Genomic DNA, 21892 nt, shown 5'->3' with positions numbered 1-21892 from the left:
CCACATCCCGCCACAGCGCCCGATCGAAAAGAGTTCCCTTAGATTGACCGACCGAAACCTGCTCGAATCCCCCCGTCTGGTCATCGACCTGCACCGGGTCCGCGCGAACTACCACGCACTGCGAGCCGCACTGCCCGCGGCACGAATTCGCTTCGCCGTCAAGGCGAGTCCCGTGCCGGAGATCATCCGGCTGCTGAACGACGAGGGCGCCGAGTTCGACGTCGCCAGTATCGGTGAGATCGAACTCTGCATCGCGCAGGGTGTCGATCCGGCCGTCATGTGCTACGGGAATCCCATCAAGAAAGCCGCGCATATCGCCGCCGCCCACGCGGCCGGGGTGCGCCGCTACGCCTTCGACACCGAGGACGATCTGGTTCGCATCGCCGAGCACGCCCCCGGCGCGGAGGTGGAGTGCCGGTTCCTGTCCTCGGCGCCGCAGTCGCAGACGCCGTTCGGCACCAAATTCGGCTGCGATCCCGGTGAGGCGAAGCGGCTGCTGGTGCGGGCGCGCGATCTGGGCCTGCGGGTGGCCGGCCCGTACTTCCACGTGGGCTCGCAGCAGACCGATCCGATCGCCTGGCGCATCGGCATCGAGCAAGCGGGCGCCATCGCGGAAGCGTTGGCCGTCAAGGACATTCCGGTACCGTCGGTGAATATCGGTGGTGGACTGCCGATTTCGTATGCCGACGCCGCGCCGGAGCTGTCCGAGCTGGGCGCGGTGATCGCCGAGGCGTTCGCGGCCCATTTCCCGGAACACACCGAACTGGTGGTGGAGCCCGGTCGCGCCCTGGTGGGCAATACCGGTGTGATTCACGCCGAGGTGGTGAATGTTCGCCAGGCGCCCGACGGGCGGCGCTGGATATACCTCGATATCGGCCGCTACAACGGTATGGCCGAGACCGAGAACGAGTACATCGCCTACCGTTTCGAAACCGATCGGGACGATGACCCGAGAGACGAGGCGGTGGTCGCCGGACCGACCTGCGATGGCGACGATGTACTCTATCAACGCACGCGTGTCCTCCTTCCGACCACGTTGCGAGCCGGTGATCCCGTTCGGATCCTCGATACCGGCGCTTATACGGCGAGCTATTCGTCGGTGTCCTTCAACGGTTTTCCGCCTTTGACTGTTCATGTCATCGGCGCTGAGCGAGAGTGAGTTCGCTTATGACGGCAGAATTCACCGGCTGGCATGTGCTGGCCGAGTTCGGTGGTGTCGACCCGCAGCTGTGCGACGACCTCGAACGACTCGAGAGTGCGCTCCGAAAATCGTTGGTCGCCGCGGGGGTGACCATTTGCGATGTGGTGCACAAGCAGTTCGAGCCGCAGGGGGTCACCATTCTGGCCCTGCTGTCGGAGTCGCACGCCTCCATCCACACGTATCCGGAGTCCGGGGACATCTTCGTCGACGTATTCACCTGCGGCAGTATCGGTTCCGGTGCCACCAAGGCGGTCGAGCTGCTGAAGGAGGAGCTGTCGCCCGGATCGGTCAATATGGAGGTCATCCAGCGCGGGCACACCTCGCGCCGCATCCACGAGCCGGTCGGCGAGGGCCTGACCCGGGTGTGGGACATGTCCGAGGTGATCGTGGACACGAACACCCCGTTCCAGCACATGGTGATCGCCAAGACCGAGCAGGGCGTCAGCCTGTTCTCCGACGACGACCGCCAGTCCACCGAGTACTCGCAGCTCACCTACCACGAGGCCATGTTGGTCCCGGGGTACGCGCTGGCCGAGAAGCTGGACAAGGTGCTCATCATCGGTTCCGGTGAGGGCGTGGCCTCGCAGATGTCGGTGGCGGCCGGCGCCTCGCTGGTCGACCACGTCGATATCGACCAGCTCGAGGTGGAGCTGTGCGCCGAGCATCTGCCCTACGGCTACACGCGGGCGGATCTGGCCGAGGCGGTCGCGCAGACCGGCCCGATCAAGATGCACTACGCCGACGGCTGGGATTTCCTGGCCCGGGCCGAGACCGCGGGCGTACGCTACGACATGATCGTCATCGACCTGCCGGACGAGCGGGTCGAGGACGCCCAGCACAACCGCCTCTACGAGGACGAGTTCCTGCTGCGCTGCAAGGCGCTGCTGGCCGAGGGCGGCGTGCTGGCCGCGCAAGCGGGCTGTCAGACCATGTGGCGCAACGAAACCCTGAAGCGTTCCTGGACTCGCTTCCACAACCTGTTCGACACCGTCGTGCCCTACGTCAGCGACGAACACGAGTGGACCTTCATCTTCGGCACCCCGAAGGCGATCGCCGACCCGGTCGCCAAGATGACGACCACCCTGTCGCAGCTGCCGTACAAGGCGGAGACCATCGACGAGCGGGCGATCGTCCGCGGCGCCATCGAGCCGCACGCCCTGCGCGTCGGCGTCAGCGTCGGCTGAACCAGCCCGAATCATCAACGGCGCCCGCACGGTTCACCGTGCGGGCGCCGTCGTTCCCGCTCCCTGTCACCACCGCGTTCTCCGATCGAGGTGTCGGTCGGCACCGCTACAGTCGCTGCCGACCGTCAGCTCCAAGATGTGGGGGACCATGCTCGACAGCACGACCACACGCACTACCGCCATCGCGGACGAGGATCGATGGGAGGTGCCCGCGCACTGGTGGGCGCGGGCCCTGCCCTCCCGCGGTCTCGGCCCGGCAACGCCCGTGACAATTCTCGATTCGACCGCCATCGATACGACGAATACTGCTGCTACCCAGCGCGATTCGATCATGTCCGCCCTGCGCGCCAGTGCCGCCGCCGGGGCCGGCGAACTGAGTGAGGCAGGGTACGCGGCCCTCTGCGATCCCGCCGCCGCCAGCCCGCTCGGCGCGGCGGTGATCAGCGCCATCGTGGAATCGGCCGCCCGCGTCTCCCGTCCCGACGAAGGCCGGAGCCGCGCCGAAGCGACGGTCGACGCCTGGGTTCGCGGCCGCGGGGTCGGTTTCGCCGCGACGGCGGCCGTCCTACGCTCCGGACTCACCGTCGAGGCCGTATTCGACCGAAGTTCCACGCAACACAGACACACGGTCCGCAGTCTGCCCTCTGACGACCCGGGGAACCCCGAGTTCACCGCTGGCTTGGTTCGTGTGCGCGCACATCTTGCGGTGGCGACGGAGCCGGAGTATCGGTCGGTGGTCGCGCTGCTCGGCGAGTTGCGCTCGCGCGGTGCTTCCGCTTTCCGCGTCGCGACCTCGTTTCTCGCACCCACCGAACGAGATTGGGTCACCGCCGATATCGCCGGTGTCGTCCCGGACCACCGCTACACCAGTCCGTACGCGCTGCTGATCGCTTCGGTCGATACGCGTGCGGAACTGGAGACCCTCATCGAACGGCTCAGCCATTATCCCTTCCTCTACTCCCGGGAGTCCGATCTACTGCTGACGGCGCTCACCCGGCTGGGACCGGAGGGCGCGGAGCCGGTGGGCCGGATGGTGCGCGAGTACCAACTCTCGTCCGAGGCGATGAGCCGACTGACCGACCTCCTGTCCTGGCTGCCGTCCGACGCGGCGTTCACCGCTCTGCTCGCTCGAGCCGATGAGCGGCAGGTACCACAGGCGCTGGCCGCGGCGGCGCAGCGGTTTCCCCATCGCGCCGTGCGGTTGCTGCATCCGGCCATGGGACGGCCCGTTGTGCGGCACGCGTTGCGCACCGTGGCCATCACCCATCCGGAGCTGGTCGCGGCACTGCCCGACGGCTCCGCACTGCTGCCGCCGACGCATCGGACCGTCGTGTCCCCCGAGGAATTGCCCGAGGTGCTGCGGAATCCGCCGTGGCAGCGCGCCCGCAAGAAGGTGCAGACGGTGGTACTCGCCGATGTGGTCGCACCCGTACCGGACGGCCTGGACTGGCGGCCGGGCGAACGGGAGGAATGGGCGGGCACCGAGGTGTGGCTGTGGGAAGCCGGCAAGCACGGGTGGCCGAAACTGGTCGCGAACGCCGTGCGAACGCAGGATCCGATGGACTACCGAGTGCCGAGAATTCTCTCCCTGGCACCGGAGGAGTTGGTGCGGCCGCATCTGGCGCGGCTGAGCCCCGGCCGGTTGTGGAATGCGGAGGCTCCGCTGCGACGGCTGCTGGCTCGGTGCGGTGACGATGCCCTGCCGTACGTACTGCGAGCGGCGCGGGCGAATCCGACAAGTCTCGCGCACGTACTGGCGCCGGTCACCGGCACAGCGGCGGCCCAGCTGATGATGCGCTGGACAGCGGGCAAGACGACGCGGCAGACCGCGCTCGACTGGTTCGACCGCCACGTGAGCTCGGCGCTGCCGATCGTCATCGGGGCGGCGCTGGCCAAGCCCGGGAAAGACCGCACACTCGCCGAGGCCACGCTGCGGGTGCTCGCCGAGCGCGGGCACCGCGAGACGATCGACGCGAGCGCCGCGGCTCTCGGCGAACGCGCGCGCACCGCCGTCGCCGCGGCGCTGGCCGCCGACCCGCTGCACCAGCTCCCGACCCGGATTCCCACACCACCGAAGTGGCTTGTCCCCGAACTGCTTCCGGCCGTGGGACAGCGCGACAGCGCGGCCGTCCTGCCGACGTCGGCGGTCCGGGACATCTGCACCATGCTCGCCCTGTGCGGACCGAACGGCGACTACGCGGGCCTCGCCCAGGTGATCGAATTCGCCGACTCGGACTCGTTGGCCGAATTCGCGTGGTCGCTGTTCGAGCTCTGGCAGCTGGCCGACTATCCGGCCAAGGACGGGTGGGTGCTGCACGCACTCGGGCTGCTCGGCAACGACGAGACCGCGCGGCGGATCGGACCGCTCATCCGCGCCTGGCCTGGGCAGTCGGCCAACGCCCGCGCGGTCAGCGCCCTGAATGTGCTCACCGCCATCGGCACCGACGTAGCGCTCATGCAGCTGCACGGCATCGCGGAGAAGGTGAAGTTCAACCGGCTCAGGTCCGAAGCATGGCGGAAGATCTCCGATATCGCCGACGGCCTCGGGCTGACGCCCGAGCAATTGGCCGACCGCCTGGTTCCCGACTTCGGTCTCGGCGCCGATGGCACACTCGTGCTCGACTACGGCACCAGGGGTTTCGTCGTCGGCTTCGACGAGCAGCTGAAACCCACGGTATCCGACGCGGTGCGCGGCGATGACGGCTGGCAGCCCAGCAAGCCACGCAAGTCACTGCCCAAACCGGGAGCCAAGGACGACGAGGAATTGGCGACCGCCTCCTACAAATCCTTCACAGCCTTGAAGAGGGATGTGAAATTCGCCGCGGCGGAACAGCTTCGGCGTTTCGAGCAGGCCATGGTGCGCGGTCGCCGCTGGACGGCCGCCGAACACCGGCGACTGTTCGTGGAACATCCGCTGCTCTCGCACCCGACCCGCCGCCTGGTATGGGCCACCTTCGATACCGAGGGAGCGGTGACCGGCTCGTTCCGCCTCGCCGAGGATCGCAGCTACGCCGACGCCGACGACAACCCGGTCACGCTGGCGGACGATATCCTGGTCGGCATCGCACACCCGGTGCACCTGGGCGAGGAACTCGCCGCCTGGGGTGAGCTGTTCGCCGACTACGAGATCCTGCAACCGTTCCCGCAGTTACAGCGCGAGGTGCATGTCCTCGGCCCGGAGCAGGCGGCGTCCTGCGAACTCCCCGGCTGGCACCACGCCACAGTGCCCACCGGAAGGGTACTGGGCCTCAGCCGGTTCGGCTGGGAACGCGGTGAGCCCATGGACGGTGGCGTCTCCTGCGATATGTTCCGCGATGTCGGCGACAATCTTCTCGTGGTCATCGATCTCGATCCGGGAATCATCGCCGGGGACGCGCTGGAATGGGGTGAGCAGACCGTCACCGTGCGTCTCATGCACGCCGACGCGTACGGAACCTGGCCCCGTGACGGCAAGAACCCCCGGTTCGCCGACTTGGAACCGGTTGCCGCCTCGGAACTTCTGCGCGAATTGCACCTGCTCACCGCCTGAGCGACCACGCGGCCGGGGTGTCAGCGCGGGATCATCAGCGGACCCTGCGGATGCAACTCGACAATGGCGACGAGGTCACCGTAGGGCACCGCCCCGTGCGCGAATCGGTGCGCCATGCGCGCCAGCGCGGTTCGCGCACCGTACTTGATGCGCATCCCCTCGTGCACCCGTTCGGTTACCCGCGGATCGTTGACGATGTGCGCGGTCCCGTAATGCTGGCGGGATCCCAGGGCGGGGCGGCCGCGCCAGTCGCCGACCTGGATGACCACGCGGCCGTCGTAGGCGAGTTGCTGGGCTTCCTCCCCGTAGGAGGAGAGGACGAATGCCAGTCGCCCCTGTTCGGCGGGGAGCACCAGATGTGGTGCGGTGGCGATACTTCCCGGTGCGACCGGACGCGTCACCAGCACGGATTTCGCATCCCACCACAGCGATCCGTCATGCCATGCGCTCGTGCCGACGGGGACCATCTCGGCCCTCCGGTGCGGTCTCATTGCGGGTGCGGTGTGCGAAACCATAGCCGGTAGAACTCCAAAGTCGTTGTTTTCCAGTACCTTTCACACGCGAGTCAGCGCTGACGCGGGTGAGACGAGCAACGCCCCGCCCGCCGTCTCAGACGAAGAGCGTCGCGATTGTCCCGAAACCGAGGTTAGCGCCGTCCGCGCGGCCGTGCCACGACGCGCCGGGCCGATTCGGTCGGTGTGAAGGCCATCTCAACAAGGGTCTTTCGGCTCTGCCGCGCGAGCCGATCACCCTGTACCTGCGATTCCCGCTACCGGCCCGACAGGCTGCCGGAGCCGTGGCGCGACTGGGACAGCGCGCGGACCGAACAGTTCGATTCAGGCGGTGCGCCGCCGGACGGTGCGTTCGAGAATTCCGAGCGTGGCTTTGAGCGCCGCAGCGGGGACCACCGGGAAGTCGACGCGCCGCCGCCATTCCGCGTCGACCTCCGACCAGTCGTAATACGAGGTGACGAGGGTTCCGCCCACGACGGTCTCCAGCCGGTAGCCGTAGATATGGCGGGCATGCGGCCTGATGCGAGCCTCGACGGTCCACGCGATCTCGGTATCCGGAATCAGTTCGGTGATCACGACTTCGACGTCGTACCGCCCCAGGGGAAGATCGCCCAGCGCCTCCCGGTCCATATGGACGACGAACCGGTCACCCGGACGCGCGACCGTCTCCCCCTCAGCGTCGAGCAGCATTCCCGATGCGTCGATATCGACGTGCCCCTTCGGATCGGTCAGCACCGAGAAGATGTCGGCGGCGGGTGCGGGAATGAGCCTCGAGACCTCGATCCGTTCATTGGTTCCTTCCGTGGCGGGCGTTTCGACAGGGGCGTTCTCGTGTTCGGCCATAGAATCGACGATAACACAAATAATCGATTATCTTGCCGTCTGTCTATGATGCTTCCGTGCCTTCCACTCCGCTCGCCACGGGTAAGCAGATGCTGTCCGAGCAGGTCCACGCCCACCTGCGGACGGCGATCATGCGCGGCGACCACGCTCCCGGCGCCGCCCTCAAACCACAGGATCTCGCCCGGGACCAGGGTGTGAGCCTGGCCGTCGTCCGGGAGGCGCTGGTCCGCCTGGTCGGCGAGGGTTTGGCCGACCGGCTGCCCAACCGGGGCTTCGCCGTCCCGGAGTTCTCCGACCGCCGCTGGCAGGAGATCGCGGAGGCGCGCCGCACCATCGAACCGGTGCTGCTGCGCCTGTCCATCGCGCGCGGCGACGTCGACTGGGAGGCCCGGGTGCGCGCCGCCCACCACCGGCTGGCACGCACACCCGCCTTCGCTCCGGCCGAGGGCGCGTACTACACCGAAGCCTGGTCCGAGGCGCACCGCCGGTTCCACCGCACCCTGCTGGAAGCGTGCGGCAACCCCGTGCTGATGGAGACCTTCGATCGCCTGTGGACCGTCAGCGAGTTGGCCCGCCGCTGGTCGGCGCACCGCAACCCCGATCGGGACGGGGCCGAGGAACACCGGCGGCTGGAGGAGGCGGCGCTGTCCCGCGACGCGGACGCCGCGGCCGCGGTACTCGTCCGACACCTCACGCTCACCGCGGCCGGACTGACCGACCAGCCGTGACGTCCCCGGGCACACTGGAGGCATGGACCCCGTCGCCGCCCTACGCCAGATCGCGTACTGGAAGGACCGCGCCCGCGAGGACACCCGGCGAGTCATGGCCTACCGCAAGGCCGCCGATATCGTCGCGCGGCTGGACGACGCCCAGCGCGAGGTGCTGGGCCGCGCGAACGCCTGGCAGTCGCTGCCCGGCATCGGGCCGAAGACGGCCGCGGTCATCGCCCAGGCATGGTCCGGTCGCGAACCCGACACCTTGATCGAATTGCGCTCGGCGGCACAAGATCTGGGTGGCGGCGAAGTGCGCGCGGCCCTGCGTGGCGATCTGCACCTGCATTCGAACTGGTCCGACGGTTCGGCGCCCATCGCGGAGATGATGGACACCGCCCGCGCCCTCGGCCACGAGTACTGTGCCCTCACCGACCACTCCCCTCGTCTGACGGTGGCCAACGGGCTGTCGGCGCAGCGGCTTCGCGAACAACTCGACGTCATCGACGAACTGCGCGACCGGTTCGCCCCGATGCGCATCCTGACCGGCATCGAGGTCGACATCCTCGACGACGGCTCCCTCGATCAGGACCCGGAGCTGCTCGATCGCCTCGATGTCGTCGTGGCCAGCGTCCACTCCAAACTCCGGATGGAATCGGCCGCCATGACCAGACGTATGATCCGCGCCGTGGCCAACCCTCGCGTCGACGTGCTCGGCCACTGCACCGGCCGCCTGGTGGAGGGCGGCCGCGGCCGCCGTCCCGAATCCGCCTTCGACGCCGAGACCGTCTTCACCGCCTGCCGCGACCACGGCACCGCCGTCGAGATCAATTCCCGCCCCGAGCGCCGCGACCCGCCGACCCGGCTGCTCCGCCTGGCTCGCGATCTGGGCTGCCACTTCTCCATCGACACCGACGCGCACGCCCCCGGCCAACTCGACTTCCTCGGTTACGGAGCCCAACGCGCGCTGGACAACGACATCCCCGTCGAGCGCATCGTCAATACCTGGCCGGTGGACGAACTGCTGGCGTGGACGGCATCCCGCCGCTGAGCATCCGGCAGATGGGCTACCCGACAACCGCGATCCGCCCCGACCGGCCCGAACGCGCCGGTCAGGAGTCGAACGTGTCCGGGGTCGAGGCGGGTGAGGTCGGGGCGGCTGGGGCGCGCCCGTTCGATGAGACGACGATCGGGCCGCCGGCTACTCCACGATCGGGAAGTAGGATTCCCCGTCCTCCGGGGTGTCGTCGATCTGTCCGCGGTGCTGCCGAGTGGGGCGCGGGTCGGCCTCCTCGGCGTTCTCGTAGGTCGTGTCGAGCGGGGAGAACTCCTCGGTGGGCGGTCCCGAGCCCGCATCCCGCTGCGCGCTGGTGTCCGGTTCCTCCGCGGCCAGCCGGTCGGCGTGCGGTTCGCCGAGTCGCTGTTCCCGTTCGGTCATGCCGTATCCGTCCGCCGCGCGCCACTCCTCCGGTGGCGCGACGACGGTGTCGTCACCCTGGTTGCGCACGTTATCAGGGTCCAGGCTCTCCGTCGAACTCAGCGTGTCGCCGGGGCCCATCTCGTCGGCCGGGTCCTGATTTCCGTTCATGCAGCCCGGGTGCCCCGGCCGGCACACCCGAAACACCCGTGCCGGGGGTGAGCTCCCGCACCGGGCCCGTGGTCCTTACTCCCAATCGTGGCTGGCGTTGCAGGAGCGGCATTCGAGGCGCAGATTGGCGAGATCGTTGTAGGCCGCTCTGGCCTCGGCGGCGGTGACGACCGCCGCGTACTTCAGATGGTCACGCCACCGCCGAATGTGCCCCAATTCCACCCCGCTTTCGGACACGCCGTTACGACAGCTCGCACACAGGAAGATGCGGAGCTGACGCTGGGGGTTCCAGGGATCGGCGACGGCGCGGAACTCGTGGTGGGACAGCATCCAGATTCGAGTATCGCGCGCGGCCCGTAGCTGAACGGGATCGGTGTACCACGTCGGTTTGCCCAGCGCATTGACGTACGCGTCGACAACGGCCTGGTCGACCGCCGCATCGGGGGTCCATGTGACATCGAACTCGATGTCCTCGGGCAACGCGATCTCCTGCTGATAACTCGCCCTCATCGGTTCGCTCCTTCCGAAGCACGTCCGTGAAGGGTGGGGCGCCCGCGATCCCACCGTCGATCCATCATACTTGCGCCGCAAGGCAATCCGACCGAAATACGGCATCATGGCCGGCGGTGTTCGCCCCCGGGGGCCCACTTCCCGATGAGCGCGGGCCGCATCCGATACCGCCCGTGCGGGCACAGCCTGCTGCCCAGCAGGGGGAGGGCGCTCGCTCGGGCGTGTCACCGGCGGTGGCTAGAGTCGTCACGACGCACCGGGTACTACGCGGGGGTATCGATGACCGTACGCATGCAGGAATCGGCCGATGGAGAAGGGCGGGTGGCTGACGAGTCGGGGTTCGAGCCGACGGCGAAACAGTTGAAGCAGTTGCTGTTCCGGCGGGACGGGGTGCTGACGGCACCGGCTTGTTCGGTCGACGTGGAGGCCGCAGCGGAGCGGGCGGGGGATTGTCTGCGGTACATCGGGTCGGCGGTGGAGCGGCTCGAGGAACGGGCCGGGGTGGCGGCGGATGAGGTTCCGGAGAGCGTGGGGGAACTGGGGGTGGAGCTGGCGGCGGCGCTGCTGGGCACCCGGGCGGCGACGCCGTACTACCTGACCCCCGGGGAGCGGCGGCGGGCACTGGCGGATGCGGCTGCGCTGCTTGATTATTGGGGGACAGTGCGGGGATGGGGGTTCGCAGCCGAGGTGTTGCTGCGGGCGGTGACCGAGCCGTTGTGGGTACGGCCTTCGCATTGGGACTCGCGGGGTGAGGCGCGGGAGATGCGGGCGGTGTTGGGGGCCTTGCGCAACCGCCTCGCGGGGTGCTCGACGGCGGAGCTGGCACCGGCGCTCGCCGTGCTGGAGCGTTATCGGGGGACGTCGCGGTGGGCACGGGTGGTCACGTCGGTGTTGTTGCCGTCGCGGCGGGAGTGGGTGGCGGCGGATATCGAGGATGCGGTGGCGGCCGAGTCCAAGGGGGACGCACGACTGCTCGTCGACGCGGCCGGTTCGGTGGCGCAGTTGCGGCGGTTGAACTCGCTGTTCACCGGCTACTGGTACGACACCGAGGGATTGGCCTTCGATACGCCCGGCATGGCGATCACCGTGGTCGACGGGGTGGGGTTCGACGCGGTGGCGATGCTGACGCACTGGTTCGACCATCCGGATACGACGCAGGCGCTGCGCACGCCGATCGCGGACGCGCTCGGCGTGATTCCCACGGATGCCGCGTTCGCGGCCTTGGCCGCCCGCACGTTCCGTCCGCCCGCGTTGACCGCGGTACGGGAAGCCGCCGCCCGCTTCCCGATGCGGGCGCTGCGCCTGCTCGACCCCGGCACGCACGGCGACATCCTGCGCGAGCACATTCACGGCCACCCCGAGCTGGCGCGGCGACTGCGGGCCGAACTGCCCACCGCCACAGCGGAACTCATCGCCATCGAAATGGACCGGATGACATCCCGCCCGGCCACCGACGTGGCCGACATCCCTCGGATACTTCGGAATCCGCCGTGGCAGCATCGACAACGCGGCAAGGGCGGCAGGGCCGGCACGGTTCCCGGGCTCGCGGCGCCCACCGACCCCTACTGCGCATGGCTGCCGGGCGAGCGCGAGGAATGGCGGAGCCTGGTACGACCCGACGACTACGCCGATCTCGACAAGACCCTGGAGCGCCGCACCGACGGCTCGCTCACCGAACAGGTGCTGGGCGCGCTGGTGCTCGCGGGCCCCGAGCGCGCCCTGCCGATCCTCGCCACCTCCCGGCTGCGCTGGCTCTACGGCCCGTCACCACAGGTCAAGGCCGCCATCGCGGAATTCGAAACGGCCGCCTATCCGATGGTCGTCGCCGCGGCGCGCGAGTACCCCCGCGATATGGAGGACGCGATCGTTCCGTACGCGGGCACGGAACTGATCGACCTCGCGATCGCCCGGCTGGACCGCCGCACCCTGCGCCCCGGGGCGCTGCGTTATCTCCGCCGCCATGCCCGCCACGTCGCACACGTGCTGATCCCCCGCGCCGTCGGGTCGGCCGCGAAGGACCGCCGCCTCGCCACCCGGGTGCTGCGCCTGCTGGCGGCACACGGCCACGACGGCGACATCCACTCCGCCGCAGCGGAATACGGCGACAAGGCGGCGGCGGCCGTGACGGCGCTGTTGGCGGCCGACCCGCTCACCCTGCTGCCCGCCCGACTCCCGACCGTTCCGGCGTGGGTCAATACGGCCGCACTCCCCCGGGTGCTGACCGCCGACGGCGCGCCCCTCCCGGCCGCCGCGGTGGACAATCTGCTCGTCATGCTCATGCTGGCCGACCCGTTCGAGCCGTATGCCGGTGTGGCGCAGGTGTCGCGGGACTGCGATCCGGCATCGCTGGCCGAACTGGCGTGGGAGCTGTTCTCGCAGTGGCAGCGTGCGGGCGCACCCACCCGGCACAGCTGGGTGTACGACGCCCTCGGCTCCTTCGGCGATGACGAGACGGTGGCGGCGCTGCTCGACCATGTCCGCACCCACCGTTCCGACCTGCGCTCGGTGTCGGCGCTGGACGCCTTCGTCGCCATCGGTTCCGATGCCGCACTGCTGGCACTGCGGCAGATCAGCGAGAAGGTGAAGACCACTCGCGTGCGCGAGGGCGCGAAGGAGCGTATCGAGGCGGTGGCGGAGCGGCTCGGACTCACCGCCGATCAGCTGGCCGATCGCCTGGTGCCGGATCTGGGGCTGCGCGCGGACGGCACCGCGGTCCTCGACTTCGGGCCGCGACGGTTCGTGGTCGGATTCGACGATCAACTGCGTCCGACCGTCGCCACCGCGGACGGCACCCCGCTCAGATCGCTTCCGAAGCCCGGGGCGCGCGACGACGTCGAACGAGCCGCACAGGCGCACAAGGATTTTCGCGCCCTCAAGAAGAACGCCCGAGCGGTCGCAGCCGATCAGATCCGGCGGCTGGAGCGGGCCATGGTGACGGGGCGGCGCTTCACCGTCGCGGAGCTGCGCACCCTGTTCATCGACCATCCGCTGCGCTGGCATGTGACCCGCCGCCTGGTGTGGGGGGTCTACGACGGTGACACGCCGGCGTCCACCTTCCGCATCGCGGAGGATCGCGGCTTCGCCGACAGCTCCGACGACCTGTTCACCCTCGCCGACGATGCGGTCCTCGGCGTCGCCCATCCGCTCGGTTTCCCGGACGAGGTGGCGGCCTGGCGGGACATCTTCGCCGATTACGAACTCCTGCAACCGTTCCCCCAGATCGAGCGGGAGACCTTCGCCCTCCCCGACGAACTGCGCGACCGGGACGCGCTCGGCGACGCGGGTGTGAGGGTCCAGGGACCGCGCTTGCTGGGGCTGGCGTCACGCGGCTGGCTGTCCCCGGAGACCGGGGGCGGCGGCTACATCGACAACTTCGAGAAGCCGCTGCCGCACGGCCGTGTCCTCTACCTGAGCTGCGACCCGGGCCTGCCGACCTGGGATCTGAACGGGTCGCCGGAACAGTCCTTCGAGGCGCGGCTGCATCCGACCCGTTCGACCTCCGGCGGCATCACCTTCGCCGACTTGGACCCCGTCACGGTGTCGGAGATCCTGCGCGATATCGCCTGGCTGCGACATGGGCGCGAGTAGCGAACGGTCATAATCCCCGCATGGGTGACCCGAGGCGCGTCCGGTGACGGCGACGGCGGTGGCGGTGCTGGTCGCGGGAATCTTGATCGCCACGGCCATCGCGGCCTGGCCGCGTACCCGCCGCACCGTGACCACCTCCGCCGAACGCGCGGTGCACAGCACGCTGCACACCGCCTCCCTCGCCGCGAACGCGCTGCGACGGGGCCTCACCGAGGAGTCGGCCGCCGAGGCAGCGCCGTACCTGCGCACCCTCACCGCCGCCGACGGGCTCGGTATCGCCGATCCGGCGGGAGCGCTGCTGGCCTGGGACGGCGGGCACGCCGACCTCGCCGACCGCTTCACCGAGGCGGCCAGGCGCGCGGTGGACGGGGAACGCCGGGTACTCGACGCCGGCCCCGAGAGCGGCGCCTATCCGCGCCGCATCCTCATCGCGCAACCACTGCTCATCGACAGCACCGGACCGGTCGGGGTGCTCGGCGTGGTCACCACCGTACAGCCCGAGCCGGGCATGCTCGGGGCGCTCGCCGAGGTGGCCCGCTATGTGTGCGGGCAGCTGGAGCTGGCCGAACTCGACGCCTCCCGCGCCCGCCTCGACCGCGCCGAGGTCCGTGCCCTGCGCGCCCAGATCAGCCCGCACTTCATCTACAACGCGCTCAACACCATCGCGTCGTTCGTGCGCACCGATCCCGCCCGCGCCCGCGAACTCATTCTCGAATTCGCCGACTTCACCCGCTATTCCTTCCGCGCGGCGGGCGAATTCACGGTGCTCTCCGACGAATTGAGCAATATCGACCGCTATCTGGCTCTCGAACGCGCCCGCTTCGGCGACGCACTCCAGGTGCGCCTCCGGATCGCCCCGGAGGTGCTGGGCGTGGTGCTGCCCTTCCTGGCCCTGCAACCCCTGGTCGAGAACGCCGTGCGGCACGGCCTGGCGCCGCGCCCCGGCGGCGGCACGGTCAGCATCGTCGCCCTCGACGAGGGCACCGACTGCGTGATCAGCGTGGAGGACGACGGCGTCGGCATGGATCCGGAGCTGCTGCGCTCCGGCGCGCTGGACGCCATCGAATCCGGTTCCCGCACCGGTGGTTCCGAGGCGGCTCATGTCGGCCTGGCCAATGTGGACGACCGCCTGCGTGCCGCCTTCGGCAATGACTACGGCCTGGTCGTGGAGACCGCGCCGGGTGCGGGCACCAAGGTCAGCATGAGGGTGCCGAAGTTCCGCGCGGGCATCCGCGCCTGATCGAAGAATCTTGCCTCATCGTCTCAGACAGTTTACCTTGAGGACACCACGAGATGAGACGGGCATGGACGACACAACAGAGCCACAGTACGAGGTCGCGGTCATCGGCGCGGGCCCCGGCGGTATCGCGGCGGGAGTGAAACTGCGCCGCGCCGGAATCCACGATTTCGTGGTGCTCGAACGCGCGGACGAGGTCGGCGGCAGCTGGCACGAGAACCACTATCCCGGTCTGGGCGTGGATATTCCGGCACTGGCCTACCAGTACTCGTTCGCCCGCAAGGCGACCTGGAGCCGGGTCTTCCCGCGCGGCGAGGAGGTCAAGCGCTATCACGTGGAGGTCGCGCACCGCTTCGGCGTCCACGAGCGGGTGCGCTTCGGCGCCGAGGTGCGGTGCGAGCAATGGGATGACGAGGCCGGGCACTGGGCCCTGCGGCTCGCCGACGGCTCCACCGTGACGGCCCGCTTCGTGATCAGTGCCGTCGGCGCGTTCGTCCGCCCCCGTGCGGACGTGGGCATTCCGGGCGCACGGTCGTTCCGGGGAAAGGTGCTGCGCCCCAGCGATTGGGATCACGACTACGACCTGTGCGGCAAACGAGTCGGCGTCATCGGCACCGGCGCGAGCGCGGTGCAGATCATCCCGTCCATCGCGCCCGAGGTCGCGCGGCTGACGGTCTTCCAGCGCACACCGGTCTGGTCGCTCCCCAAACCCGATATCGGGATTCCGGCTCCGGCACAGCGGATACTGGCGATTCCCGGCGTGCAACCCCTGCTGCACGGCACCGCCCTGGTGGCGGTCGATCTGGTGCTGCGCACCGTGGTGGGCGCGCCGAACCGCATCGCCCGACCCGCCATGGACCGCTTCGACGCGGGCTGCCAGGCCCTGTATCGGCGCTATCTGGCGCGCGTGGTTCCGGAGGCAGCCACCCGGGCACGCCTGACCCCGAACTTCGGTGTACTGGCCAAGCGGCCGACCCTCTCGAACGACTATCTGCGGACCTACAACCGCGACAATGTCGCCCTGGTGACCGACCCGATCGACGAGATCACCGCGACCGGGGTCCGCACGGCCGACGGCACCCCGCACCGGCTCGACGCGCTGGTGCTGGCGACCGGGTACGAGGTGTTCTCCGACCCGGAGACCTACCGACCGGGAACCGTAGTGGGCCGCAACGGCTTCGACCTCGCGAAGTTCTACCGCGAGGAGGGCTTGCAGGCGTATCAGAGCGTCTCGGTGCCCGGCCTGCCCAACCGCTGGACACTCGTCGGCCCGTACTCGTGGACCGGTTCGGGCTGGCACGCCTTCGTGGAGATGACCGCCGACCACGCGGTCCGCGCGATCGCCGAGACCCGCCGCCGCGGCGCGATCTGGTGCGAGGTGCGCAAGGACGTCGCCGACGCCTATCACCACGCCATCCACCGCCGTGGCGCCGCGCTGCGCTACTACCTGGCCGATCTCAACGGACACGTGCCCACCTACTACCGGAACTCCCAGGGCGACAGCACCTACGTGCGGCCGTCCGGATTCTTCGAGGCCCGGCGCGGCAACCGCCGTTTCCCACTCGACGACTACCGGTACGGCGGGTCCACGGCGCGCGCCGCGACGGACTGACCGCCGTCGGGCGGTCCGGCACGGCCGACTCCACCCGTGGTGCCGGATTCGCGGGGTTCGCCCGTGATGCCCGACCGGTGGCCTACGATGACCCGATTGTGACCTCGACCAGCGACAGCGGACCGGGCGCGCTACGCGTGCTGGCCGTCGACGATGAGCAACCGGCCCTGGATGAGCTGGTCTACCTGCTGCGCGCCCAGCCGGATGTGGGCGAGATCCATCGGGCGGGCGATGCCACCACGGCGCTGCGGCTGCTGCGCGCGAACCCGGTGGACGCGGTCTTCCTCGACATCAATATGCCCGGACTGGACGGGATGGAGCTGGCGGGCATCCTGTCGGCCTTCGCCGACCCGCCCGCGGTGGTGTTCGTGACGGCGCACGACGACCGCGCGGTGGCCGCATTCGATATCGGGGCGACGGACTACCTGCTCAAGCCGCTGCGCGAGGCACGACTCGGTGAGGCGGTGCGGCGCATCGCGGCGACGCGGGCGGATCGGCCTCCACAGACCGATCCGGACGAGGTGTTGCCGGTCGAGCTCGGCGGGGTCACCCGGCTGGTGGAGCGGTCCACCGTGAGCTGGGTGGAGGCCGAGGGCGACTATGCGCGGCTGCACACCGCCAGCGGGTCGCACCTGATCCGCATCCCGCTCTCGGAACTCGAGGCACGCTGGCGCGAAGCCGGTTTCGTACGGATTCACCGGTCGTATCTGATCGCGCTGCGCATGGTGACCGGCCTGCGCACGGTCGGCACGGGCACCGTGGTGTGCCTGCGCGCGGAGGGTTCCGCCCCCGCCGCCGAGCTGCCGGTGAGCCGCCGCCAGGTGCGTGATCTCAAGCAACGGCTCATCCGCCCGCGAAGGCCCGCCCGATGACCGGCCCACTGCGGCCGGTGCGGCAGCGGGTGGTGCTGGCGCAGCGGCGCGGGGCACGCATGGTGCGGACGCGGGTGGAGGTGGCCGAGCAGACCGAGATCGGCGCGGCCATGATCGACGGGCTGATTCGGGCGCAGTTCGGGCTCGCGGTGCGGACGGGCCTGGTCGTGGTGGCGGTGCTGGGCGCACTGCCGGTGCTGTTCACGCTCGGCGTGGGTTCCACCGTGGTGCTGGGCATCCGGCTGCCGTGGCTGCTGCTCGGTGTGCTGTCCACGCCGCTGCTGTACGTGGCCGGACGGGTCTACCTGCGGCTGGCCGACCGCAACGACCAGGACTTCGCCGAATTGGCCGAGGACTGAGGGTGGACGCCGTCCCGGCCTCCGGACTCACCCTCGCCGCGCTGGTGCTGGTGGCGGCCGCCACGGTGGCCATCGGTGCGCTCGGCGTCCGGCTGGCCCGCACCACCTCCGACTTCCTGGTCGCCTCGCGCGGAGTGGGATCGCGGCTCAACGCCGCCGCCATCTCCGGCGAATACCTCTCCGCCGCATCCTTTCTCGGCGTCGCGGGACTGATCGCCAAGTTCGGGGCCGACGCCCTGTGGTATCCGGTGGGATTCACCGCCGGATATCTGGGCCTGCTGCTGTTCGTGGCCGCGCCGCTGCGCCGCTCCGGCTCCTACACGGTGCCCGACTTCGCCGAGTTCCGGCTCGGCTCGCTGCGCCTGCGGCGACTGGCGGCGCTGGTCGTGGTGCTGGTGTGCGCGCTCTACCTGATCCCCCAATTCCAGGGCGCGGGACTGACTTTGCGCATTCTGCTCGGTGTCCCGGGCTGGGTGGGCGCGGCCGCGGTCGGCGTGATCGTGATCGCGAATGTGACCGCGGGCGGGATGCGCTCGATCACCTTCGTCCAGGCGTTCCAGTACTGGCTCAAACTCACCGCGCTGGCCATCCCCACGCTGGTCCTGCTGGTGCACTTCCTCGGCGACGACCGCGAATTCGGCACGCCCGCACCACCCGCGGTCAGCCAGCGCACCACCGTGGACGTCACCACCGCGGTCACCGTGCGCATGGCCACCGACGCACCGCAGGTGACCTCGATCCACGGCACCCTGGACGGACGCGCCGTACACGGCCTCGTCACCCTCACCCCGGGTGAGCACACCCTCGGCGCGGGCACCACGGTCGTACTCGAGTCCGGCGATGCCGTGCCGGTCGTGGTCGGCGCACCCGCCGACGGCGCGGACTGGGTGCGGGCGGGTGGCGGCTTCGGCGGCCCGCATCCGCTGTACGCGGTGTACTCGCTGATCATCGCATTGTTCCTGGGCGCCATGGGATTACCGCATGTGCTGGTGCGCTTCTACACCAATCCCGACGGTCGCGCCGCCCGCGCCACCGCGCTCGCCGTCATCGCCCTCGTCGGCGTGTTCTATCTGTTCCCGGTGCTGCTCGGCGCACTGGCGCGGCTGTACGTCCCGCAGCTGCTGCTCACCGGCACCTCCGACGCGGCGGTGCTGCTGCTGCCCGGCGCGGTGCTGTCCGGACTGCCCGGAAAGCTGTTGGCCGCCTTGGCCGCCGCCGGTGCGGTGGCGGCCTTCCTGTCGACGTCGTCCGGGCTGCTGGTGAGTATCGCGGGCGTGCTGAGCACCGACGTGCTGCGCGGGCGCATCCGGGACTTCCGGGTGGCCGCGCTGATCGGCGGCGCGGTGCCGCTGGGCCTGTCGTTCGGTGTCGCGACCCTCGATGTCTCCCGCACGGTGGGGCTGGCCTTCTCGCTGGCGGCGTCGACGCTGTGCCCGCTGCTGGTGCTGGGCATCTGGTGGCGCGGCCTCACGGCCACGGGCGCGGCGGCCGGGCTGGTTGTCGGCGGCCTCACCGCGGGCGGCGCGACCGCGGTCTCGGTGCTGGGCGGCATCGGCGATACGGCGGCGAACGGCTGGCCCGCCGCCATCCTGGGATATCCGGCCGCCGTGAGCGTTCCGCTCGCCTTCCTCACGATGATGCTGGGCAGCAAGCTGACTCGCGGCCAGTCGGCCCGCGAGGTGGCCCGCATCTTCGTCCGCATGCACGCCCCCGAACGCCTCGGCATGGGCGCGGACCGCGAGCGCGGCCTGCACTCGGCCTGATCGTTTCGCGCCGCTGCGCGCCCCGCAACGCCGACCGCTCGTCGCGACACAGCGACCGCTCACCGCACGATCGCGCGGGTTCACCGAGTGACCCACACCACACCGTGTTCCAGCTCTCGGCCGCTCGTTACGGTTCTGCGAAGTAAGCCACATCACACGCTAGGACTCCCTCCATGAGCAGTACCGATCTCGACGACGGCACGCGGCCCGGCCGGGTGCCCACCGCCGAGGACTTCGTCGCCGCCCAGGCCAGCCCCGAATTCCAGGAGTTGCGAACTCGACTGCGGCGCTACGTTTTTCCCATGACGGCGCTGTTCCTCACCTGGTACCTGGTGTACGTGCTGCTGGGCGCCTACGCGCACGACTTCATGGCCACCGAGGTCTTCGGCAATGTCAATCTCGGCCTGTTGCTCGGCCTCGGCCAGTTCGTGTCGACCTTCCTGATCACCGGCCTGTACGTGCGCTTCGCCAACCGCGAACTCGACCCGCGCGCCGCCGCCATCCGCAACGAACTCGAGGGAGGCCCGGCGTGACCAGCTATCTCGCCGCCACGACGGTCGGCAATCCGGCCGCCAATATCGCGATCTTCGGCCTGTTCGTGGCCGTGACCATGATCGTGGTGATCCGCGCCAGCCGCAACAATGCCACCGCAGCCGACTACTTCACCGGCGGCCGCGGCTTCTCCGGCCCGCAGAACGGCATCGCCATCGCCGGTGACTACCTGTCGGCGGCCAGCTTCCTCGGTATCGCGGGCGCCATCGCCGTCTACGGCTACGACGGCTTCCTCTACTCCATCGGCTTCCTGGTGGCCTGGCTGGTCGCCCTGCTGCTGGTGGCCGAAATGCTCAGGAACACCGGCAAATTCACCATGGCCGACGTGCTGAGCTTCCGGCTCGCGCAGGGGCCGGTGCGCACCGCGGCGGCGCTGTCCACCCTGACCGTGTCGCTGTTCTACCTGCTGGCGCAGATGGCCGGGGCGGGTGGCCTGGTCGCACTGCTGCTGGATATCACCTCCGAAGCGGGCCAGGCCGTGGTGATCGCCGTGGTCGGCATTCTCATGATCGTGTACGTGCTGGTCGGCGGCATGAAGGGCACCACCTGGGTGCAGATCATCAAGGCGATGCTGCTGATCAGCGGCGCGGCGTTCATGACCGTGCTGGTGTTCGCGAAGTTCGGATTCAACCTCTCCGACATCCTGGGTTCCGCGCAGCGCACCGTCTCCGAATCCACCAATGCGGGTGTGGCGGCGCGCGATGTGCTCGCCCCCGGCGCGCAGTACGGCGGCAGTGAGCTGTCCAAGCTGAACTTCCTGTCGCTGGGTCTGGCCCTGGTGCTGGGCACCGCCGGCCTGCCGCATGTGCTCATGCGCTTCTACACGGTGCCGACCGCCAAGGAGGCGCGGCGCTCGGTGGTGTGGGCCATCGCCCTGATCGGCGCGTTCTACCTGTTCACCCTGGTGCTCGGCTACGGCGCGGCGGCGATCGTCGGCCCGGACAAGATCCTCGGCGCGGCCGGCGGCCAGAACTCGGCGGCTCCGCTGCTCGCCTTCGAACTCGGCGGCGTGCTGCTGCTGGGCATCATCTCCGCGGTCGCCTTCGCCACCATTCTCGCGGTGGTCGCGGGCCTGACGATCACCGCGTCGGCGTCCTTCGCCCACGACATCTACGCCGGTGTCATCAAGCGCGGCAATGTCGACGAGAAGAAACAGGTTCGGGTATCGCGGATCACGGCCGTGATCATCGGCCTGCTCGCCATCGGCCTCGGCATCCTCGCCAACGGTCAGAACATCGCCTTCCTGGTGGCGCTGGCCTTCGCGGTGGCGGCCTCGGCGAACCTGCCGACCATCGTGTACTCGCTGTTCTGGAAGCGCTTCAACACCACCGGCGCGCTGTGGAGCATGTACGGCGGCCTGATCTCCACCATCGTGCTGATCGTGTTCTCCCCCGCCGTCTCCGGTTCCAAGTCGGCCATGCTGCCGTCGATGAACTTCGACTGGTTCCCGCTGTCCAACCCGGGCATCGTGTCCATTCCGCTGGCCTTCGCACTCGGCATCGTCGGCACCTTCGCGGGCCGCGACAAGGAGGATCCGGTCAAGGCCGCCGAGATGGAGGTGCGCTCGCTCACCGGTGTCGGCGCCGAGAAGGCCGTCGTGCACTGATCGCCCGTCCCCGGGCTCGCTCGCTCGTCATGTCAAGGAGTATCGAATTGTCCAGCAGTGTCACCCATTCCGAGGTCTACCCGCCCAGCGCGGAGTTCGCCGGCGCGGCCAATGCCGACGCCTCGCTCTACCAGCGGGCCGCGGCCGACCGGCTCGGCTTCTGGGCCGAGCAGGCGCGGCGCCTGCACTGGGATCAACCGTTCGGCCGCGTACTGGATTGGGATGA

18 protein-coding genes are annotated in these 21892 nt (G+C 69.5%); 14 read left to right on the top strand and 4 right to left on the bottom strand.

Going from position 1 to position 21892, the window contains the following annotated elements; genetic code table 11:
- Positions 1 to 58 precede the first annotated feature (58 nt).
- The 3 genes from QMO76_RS34245 to QMO76_RS34235 all read left to right on the top strand — a co-directional run bounded on the left by QMO76_RS34245 (position 59) and on the right by QMO76_RS34235 (position 5914).
- Positions 59 to 1159, top strand: a complete 1101-nt coding sequence (locus tag QMO76_RS34245) for a type III PLP-dependent enzyme (RefSeq protein ID WP_306365541.1) — start codon at positions 59 to 61, stop codon at positions 1157 to 1159.
- Between the two features lie 8 nt (positions 1160 to 1167).
- Positions 1168 to 2385 (top strand): adenosylmethionine decarboxylase, encoded by a 1218-nt coding sequence (gene speD / locus QMO76_RS34240; RefSeq protein ID WP_306365525.1) that lies wholly within the window; start codon positions 1168 to 1170, stop codon positions 2383 to 2385.
- 148 nt (positions 2386 to 2533) lie between these two features.
- The gene (locus QMO76_RS34235; RefSeq protein ID WP_306365524.1) at positions 2534 to 5914 is read left to right on the top strand and encodes a DUF4132 domain-containing protein; all 3381 of its coding nucleotides are present in this window, start codon (positions 2534 to 2536) and stop codon (positions 5912 to 5914) included.
- 20 nt (positions 5915 to 5934) lie between these two features.
- Here QMO76_RS34235 and QMO76_RS34230 read toward each other — a convergent pair whose 3' ends face one another.
- A complete protein-coding gene (locus QMO76_RS34230) occupies positions 5935 to 6381 on the bottom strand; it encodes a hypothetical protein (RefSeq protein ID WP_306365523.1) in 447 nt (148 codons plus the stop codon).
- A 369-nt stretch (positions 6382 to 6750) separates the two neighbouring features.
- Positions 6751 to 7269, bottom strand: coding sequence for a polyketide cyclase (locus QMO76_RS34225; RefSeq protein WP_306365522.1), 519 nt, complete (start codon positions 7267 to 7269; stop codon positions 6751 to 6753).
- 56 nt (positions 7270 to 7325) lie between these two features.
- Between QMO76_RS34225 and QMO76_RS34220 the strand changes: the two genes are divergently transcribed.
- Positions 7326 to 7997, top strand: coding sequence for a GntR family transcriptional regulator (locus tag QMO76_RS34220; protein WP_306365521.1), 672 nt, complete (start codon positions 7326 to 7328; stop codon positions 7995 to 7997).
- 22 nt (positions 7998 to 8019) lie between these two features.
- A complete protein-coding gene (locus QMO76_RS34215) occupies positions 8020 to 9030 on the top strand; it encodes a PHP domain-containing protein (RefSeq protein ID WP_306365520.1) in 1011 nt (336 codons plus the stop codon).
- A 150-nt stretch (positions 9031 to 9180) separates the two neighbouring features.
- Here QMO76_RS34215 and QMO76_RS34210 read toward each other — a convergent pair whose 3' ends face one another.
- Entirely contained in the window at positions 9181 to 9567 is a 387-nt protein-coding gene (locus QMO76_RS34210) for a hypothetical protein (RefSeq protein ID WP_306365519.1), read from the bottom strand.
- A gap of 75 nt (positions 9568 to 9642) precedes the next feature.
- Positions 9643 to 10077: a GH-E family nuclease gene (locus tag QMO76_RS34205; protein ID WP_306365518.1), complete on the bottom strand. Its 435-nt coding sequence runs from the start codon at positions 10075 to 10077 to the stop codon at positions 9643 to 9645.
- 321 nt (positions 10078 to 10398) lie between these two features.
- On the opposite strand from QMO76_RS34205, the gene QMO76_RS34200 reads away from it, so the two are divergent.
- The 9 genes from QMO76_RS34200 to QMO76_RS34160 form a co-directional block, all read left to right on the top strand.
- Positions 10399 to 13665 (top strand): DUF4132 domain-containing protein, encoded by a 3267-nt coding sequence (locus QMO76_RS34200; RefSeq protein ID WP_306365517.1) that lies wholly within the window; start codon positions 10399 to 10401, stop codon positions 13663 to 13665.
- A gap of 43 nt (positions 13666 to 13708) precedes the next feature.
- Positions 13709 to 14905 (top strand): sensor histidine kinase, encoded by a 1197-nt coding sequence (locus QMO76_RS34195; protein WP_306365516.1) that lies wholly within the window; start codon positions 13709 to 13711, stop codon positions 14903 to 14905.
- A gap of 64 nt (positions 14906 to 14969) precedes the next feature.
- Positions 14970 to 16514: an NAD(P)/FAD-dependent oxidoreductase gene (locus QMO76_RS34190; protein ID WP_306365515.1), complete on the top strand. Its 1545-nt coding sequence runs from the start codon at positions 14970 to 14972 to the stop codon at positions 16512 to 16514.
- Positions 16515 to 16612: 98 nt separating this feature from the next.
- Entirely contained in the window at positions 16613 to 17386 is a 774-nt protein-coding gene (locus QMO76_RS34185) for a LytTR family DNA-binding domain-containing protein (protein ID WP_306365514.1), read from the top strand.
- Entirely contained in the window at positions 17383 to 17745 is a 363-nt protein-coding gene (locus QMO76_RS34180; protein ID WP_306365513.1) for a hypothetical protein, read from the top strand. Before QMO76_RS34185 ends, QMO76_RS34180 begins: the two co-directional genes overlap by 4 nt.
- 2 nt (positions 17746 to 17747) lie before the next feature.
- Entirely contained in the window at positions 17748 to 19508 is a 1761-nt protein-coding gene (locus tag QMO76_RS34175; RefSeq protein WP_306365512.1) for a cation acetate symporter, read from the top strand.
- A 173-nt stretch (positions 19509 to 19681) separates the two neighbouring features.
- Entirely contained in the window at positions 19682 to 20041 is a 360-nt protein-coding gene (locus tag QMO76_RS34170; RefSeq protein WP_306365511.1) for a DUF485 domain-containing protein, read from the top strand.
- On the top strand, positions 20038 to 21666 hold the full coding sequence (locus QMO76_RS34165) for a cation acetate symporter (RefSeq protein WP_306365510.1): 1629 nt from the start codon (positions 20038 to 20040) through the stop codon (positions 21664 to 21666). Before QMO76_RS34170 ends, QMO76_RS34165 begins: the two co-directional genes overlap by 4 nt.
- A gap of 29 nt (positions 21667 to 21695) precedes the next feature.
- Positions 21696 to 21892, top strand: a 197-nt coding sequence (locus tag QMO76_RS34160) for an acetyl-coenzyme A synthetase N-terminal domain-containing protein (protein WP_306365509.1), incomplete at its 3' end; no start/stop codon positions are given.

This window comes from Nocardia sp. CC227C (genome assembly GCF_030767025.1).
Taxonomy (GTDB): Bacteria; Actinomycetota; Actinomycetes; order Mycobacteriales; family Mycobacteriaceae; genus Nocardia.
Note: the sequence above shows the minus strand (reverse complement) of the source record. Positions and strands in the feature narration are given on the sequence as shown.

What these genes read in the sequence shown, in the direction of transcription:
- speD (WP_306365525.1), top strand. Translation starts at nt 1,168, where the DNA reads ATGACGGCAGAATTCACCGGCTGGCATGTGCTGGCCGAGTTCGGTGGT.
- QMO76_RS34235 (WP_306365524.1), top strand. Translation starts at nt 2,534, where the DNA reads ATGCTCGACAGCACGACCACACGCACTACCGCCATCGCGGACGAGGAT.
- QMO76_RS34230 (WP_306365523.1), bottom strand. Translation starts at nt 6,381, where the DNA reads ATGGTCCCCGTCGGCACGAGCGCATGGCATGACGGATCGCTGTGGTGG.
- QMO76_RS34225 (WP_306365522.1), bottom strand. Translation starts at nt 7,269, where the DNA reads ATGGCCGAACACGAGAACGCCCCTGTCGAAACGCCCGCCACGGAAGGA.
- QMO76_RS34215 (WP_306365520.1), top strand. Translation starts at nt 8,020, where the DNA reads ATGGACCCCGTCGCCGCCCTACGCCAGATCGCGTACTGGAAGGACCGC.
- QMO76_RS34210 (WP_306365519.1), bottom strand. Translation starts at nt 9,567, where the DNA reads ATGAACGGAAATCAGGACCCGGCCGACGAGATGGGCCCCGGCGACACG.
- QMO76_RS34205 (WP_306365518.1), bottom strand. Translation starts at nt 10,077, where the DNA reads ATGAGGGCGAGTTATCAGCAGGAGATCGCGTTGCCCGAGGACATCGAG.
- QMO76_RS34190 (WP_306365515.1), top strand. Translation starts at nt 14,970, where the DNA reads ATGGACGACACAACAGAGCCACAGTACGAGGTCGCGGTCATCGGCGCG.
- QMO76_RS34180 (WP_306365513.1), top strand. Translation starts at nt 17,383, where the DNA reads ATGACCGGCCCACTGCGGCCGGTGCGGCAGCGGGTGGTGCTGGCGCAG.
- QMO76_RS34170 (WP_306365511.1), top strand. Translation starts at nt 19,682, where the DNA reads ATGAGCAGTACCGATCTCGACGACGGCACGCGGCCCGGCCGGGTGCCC.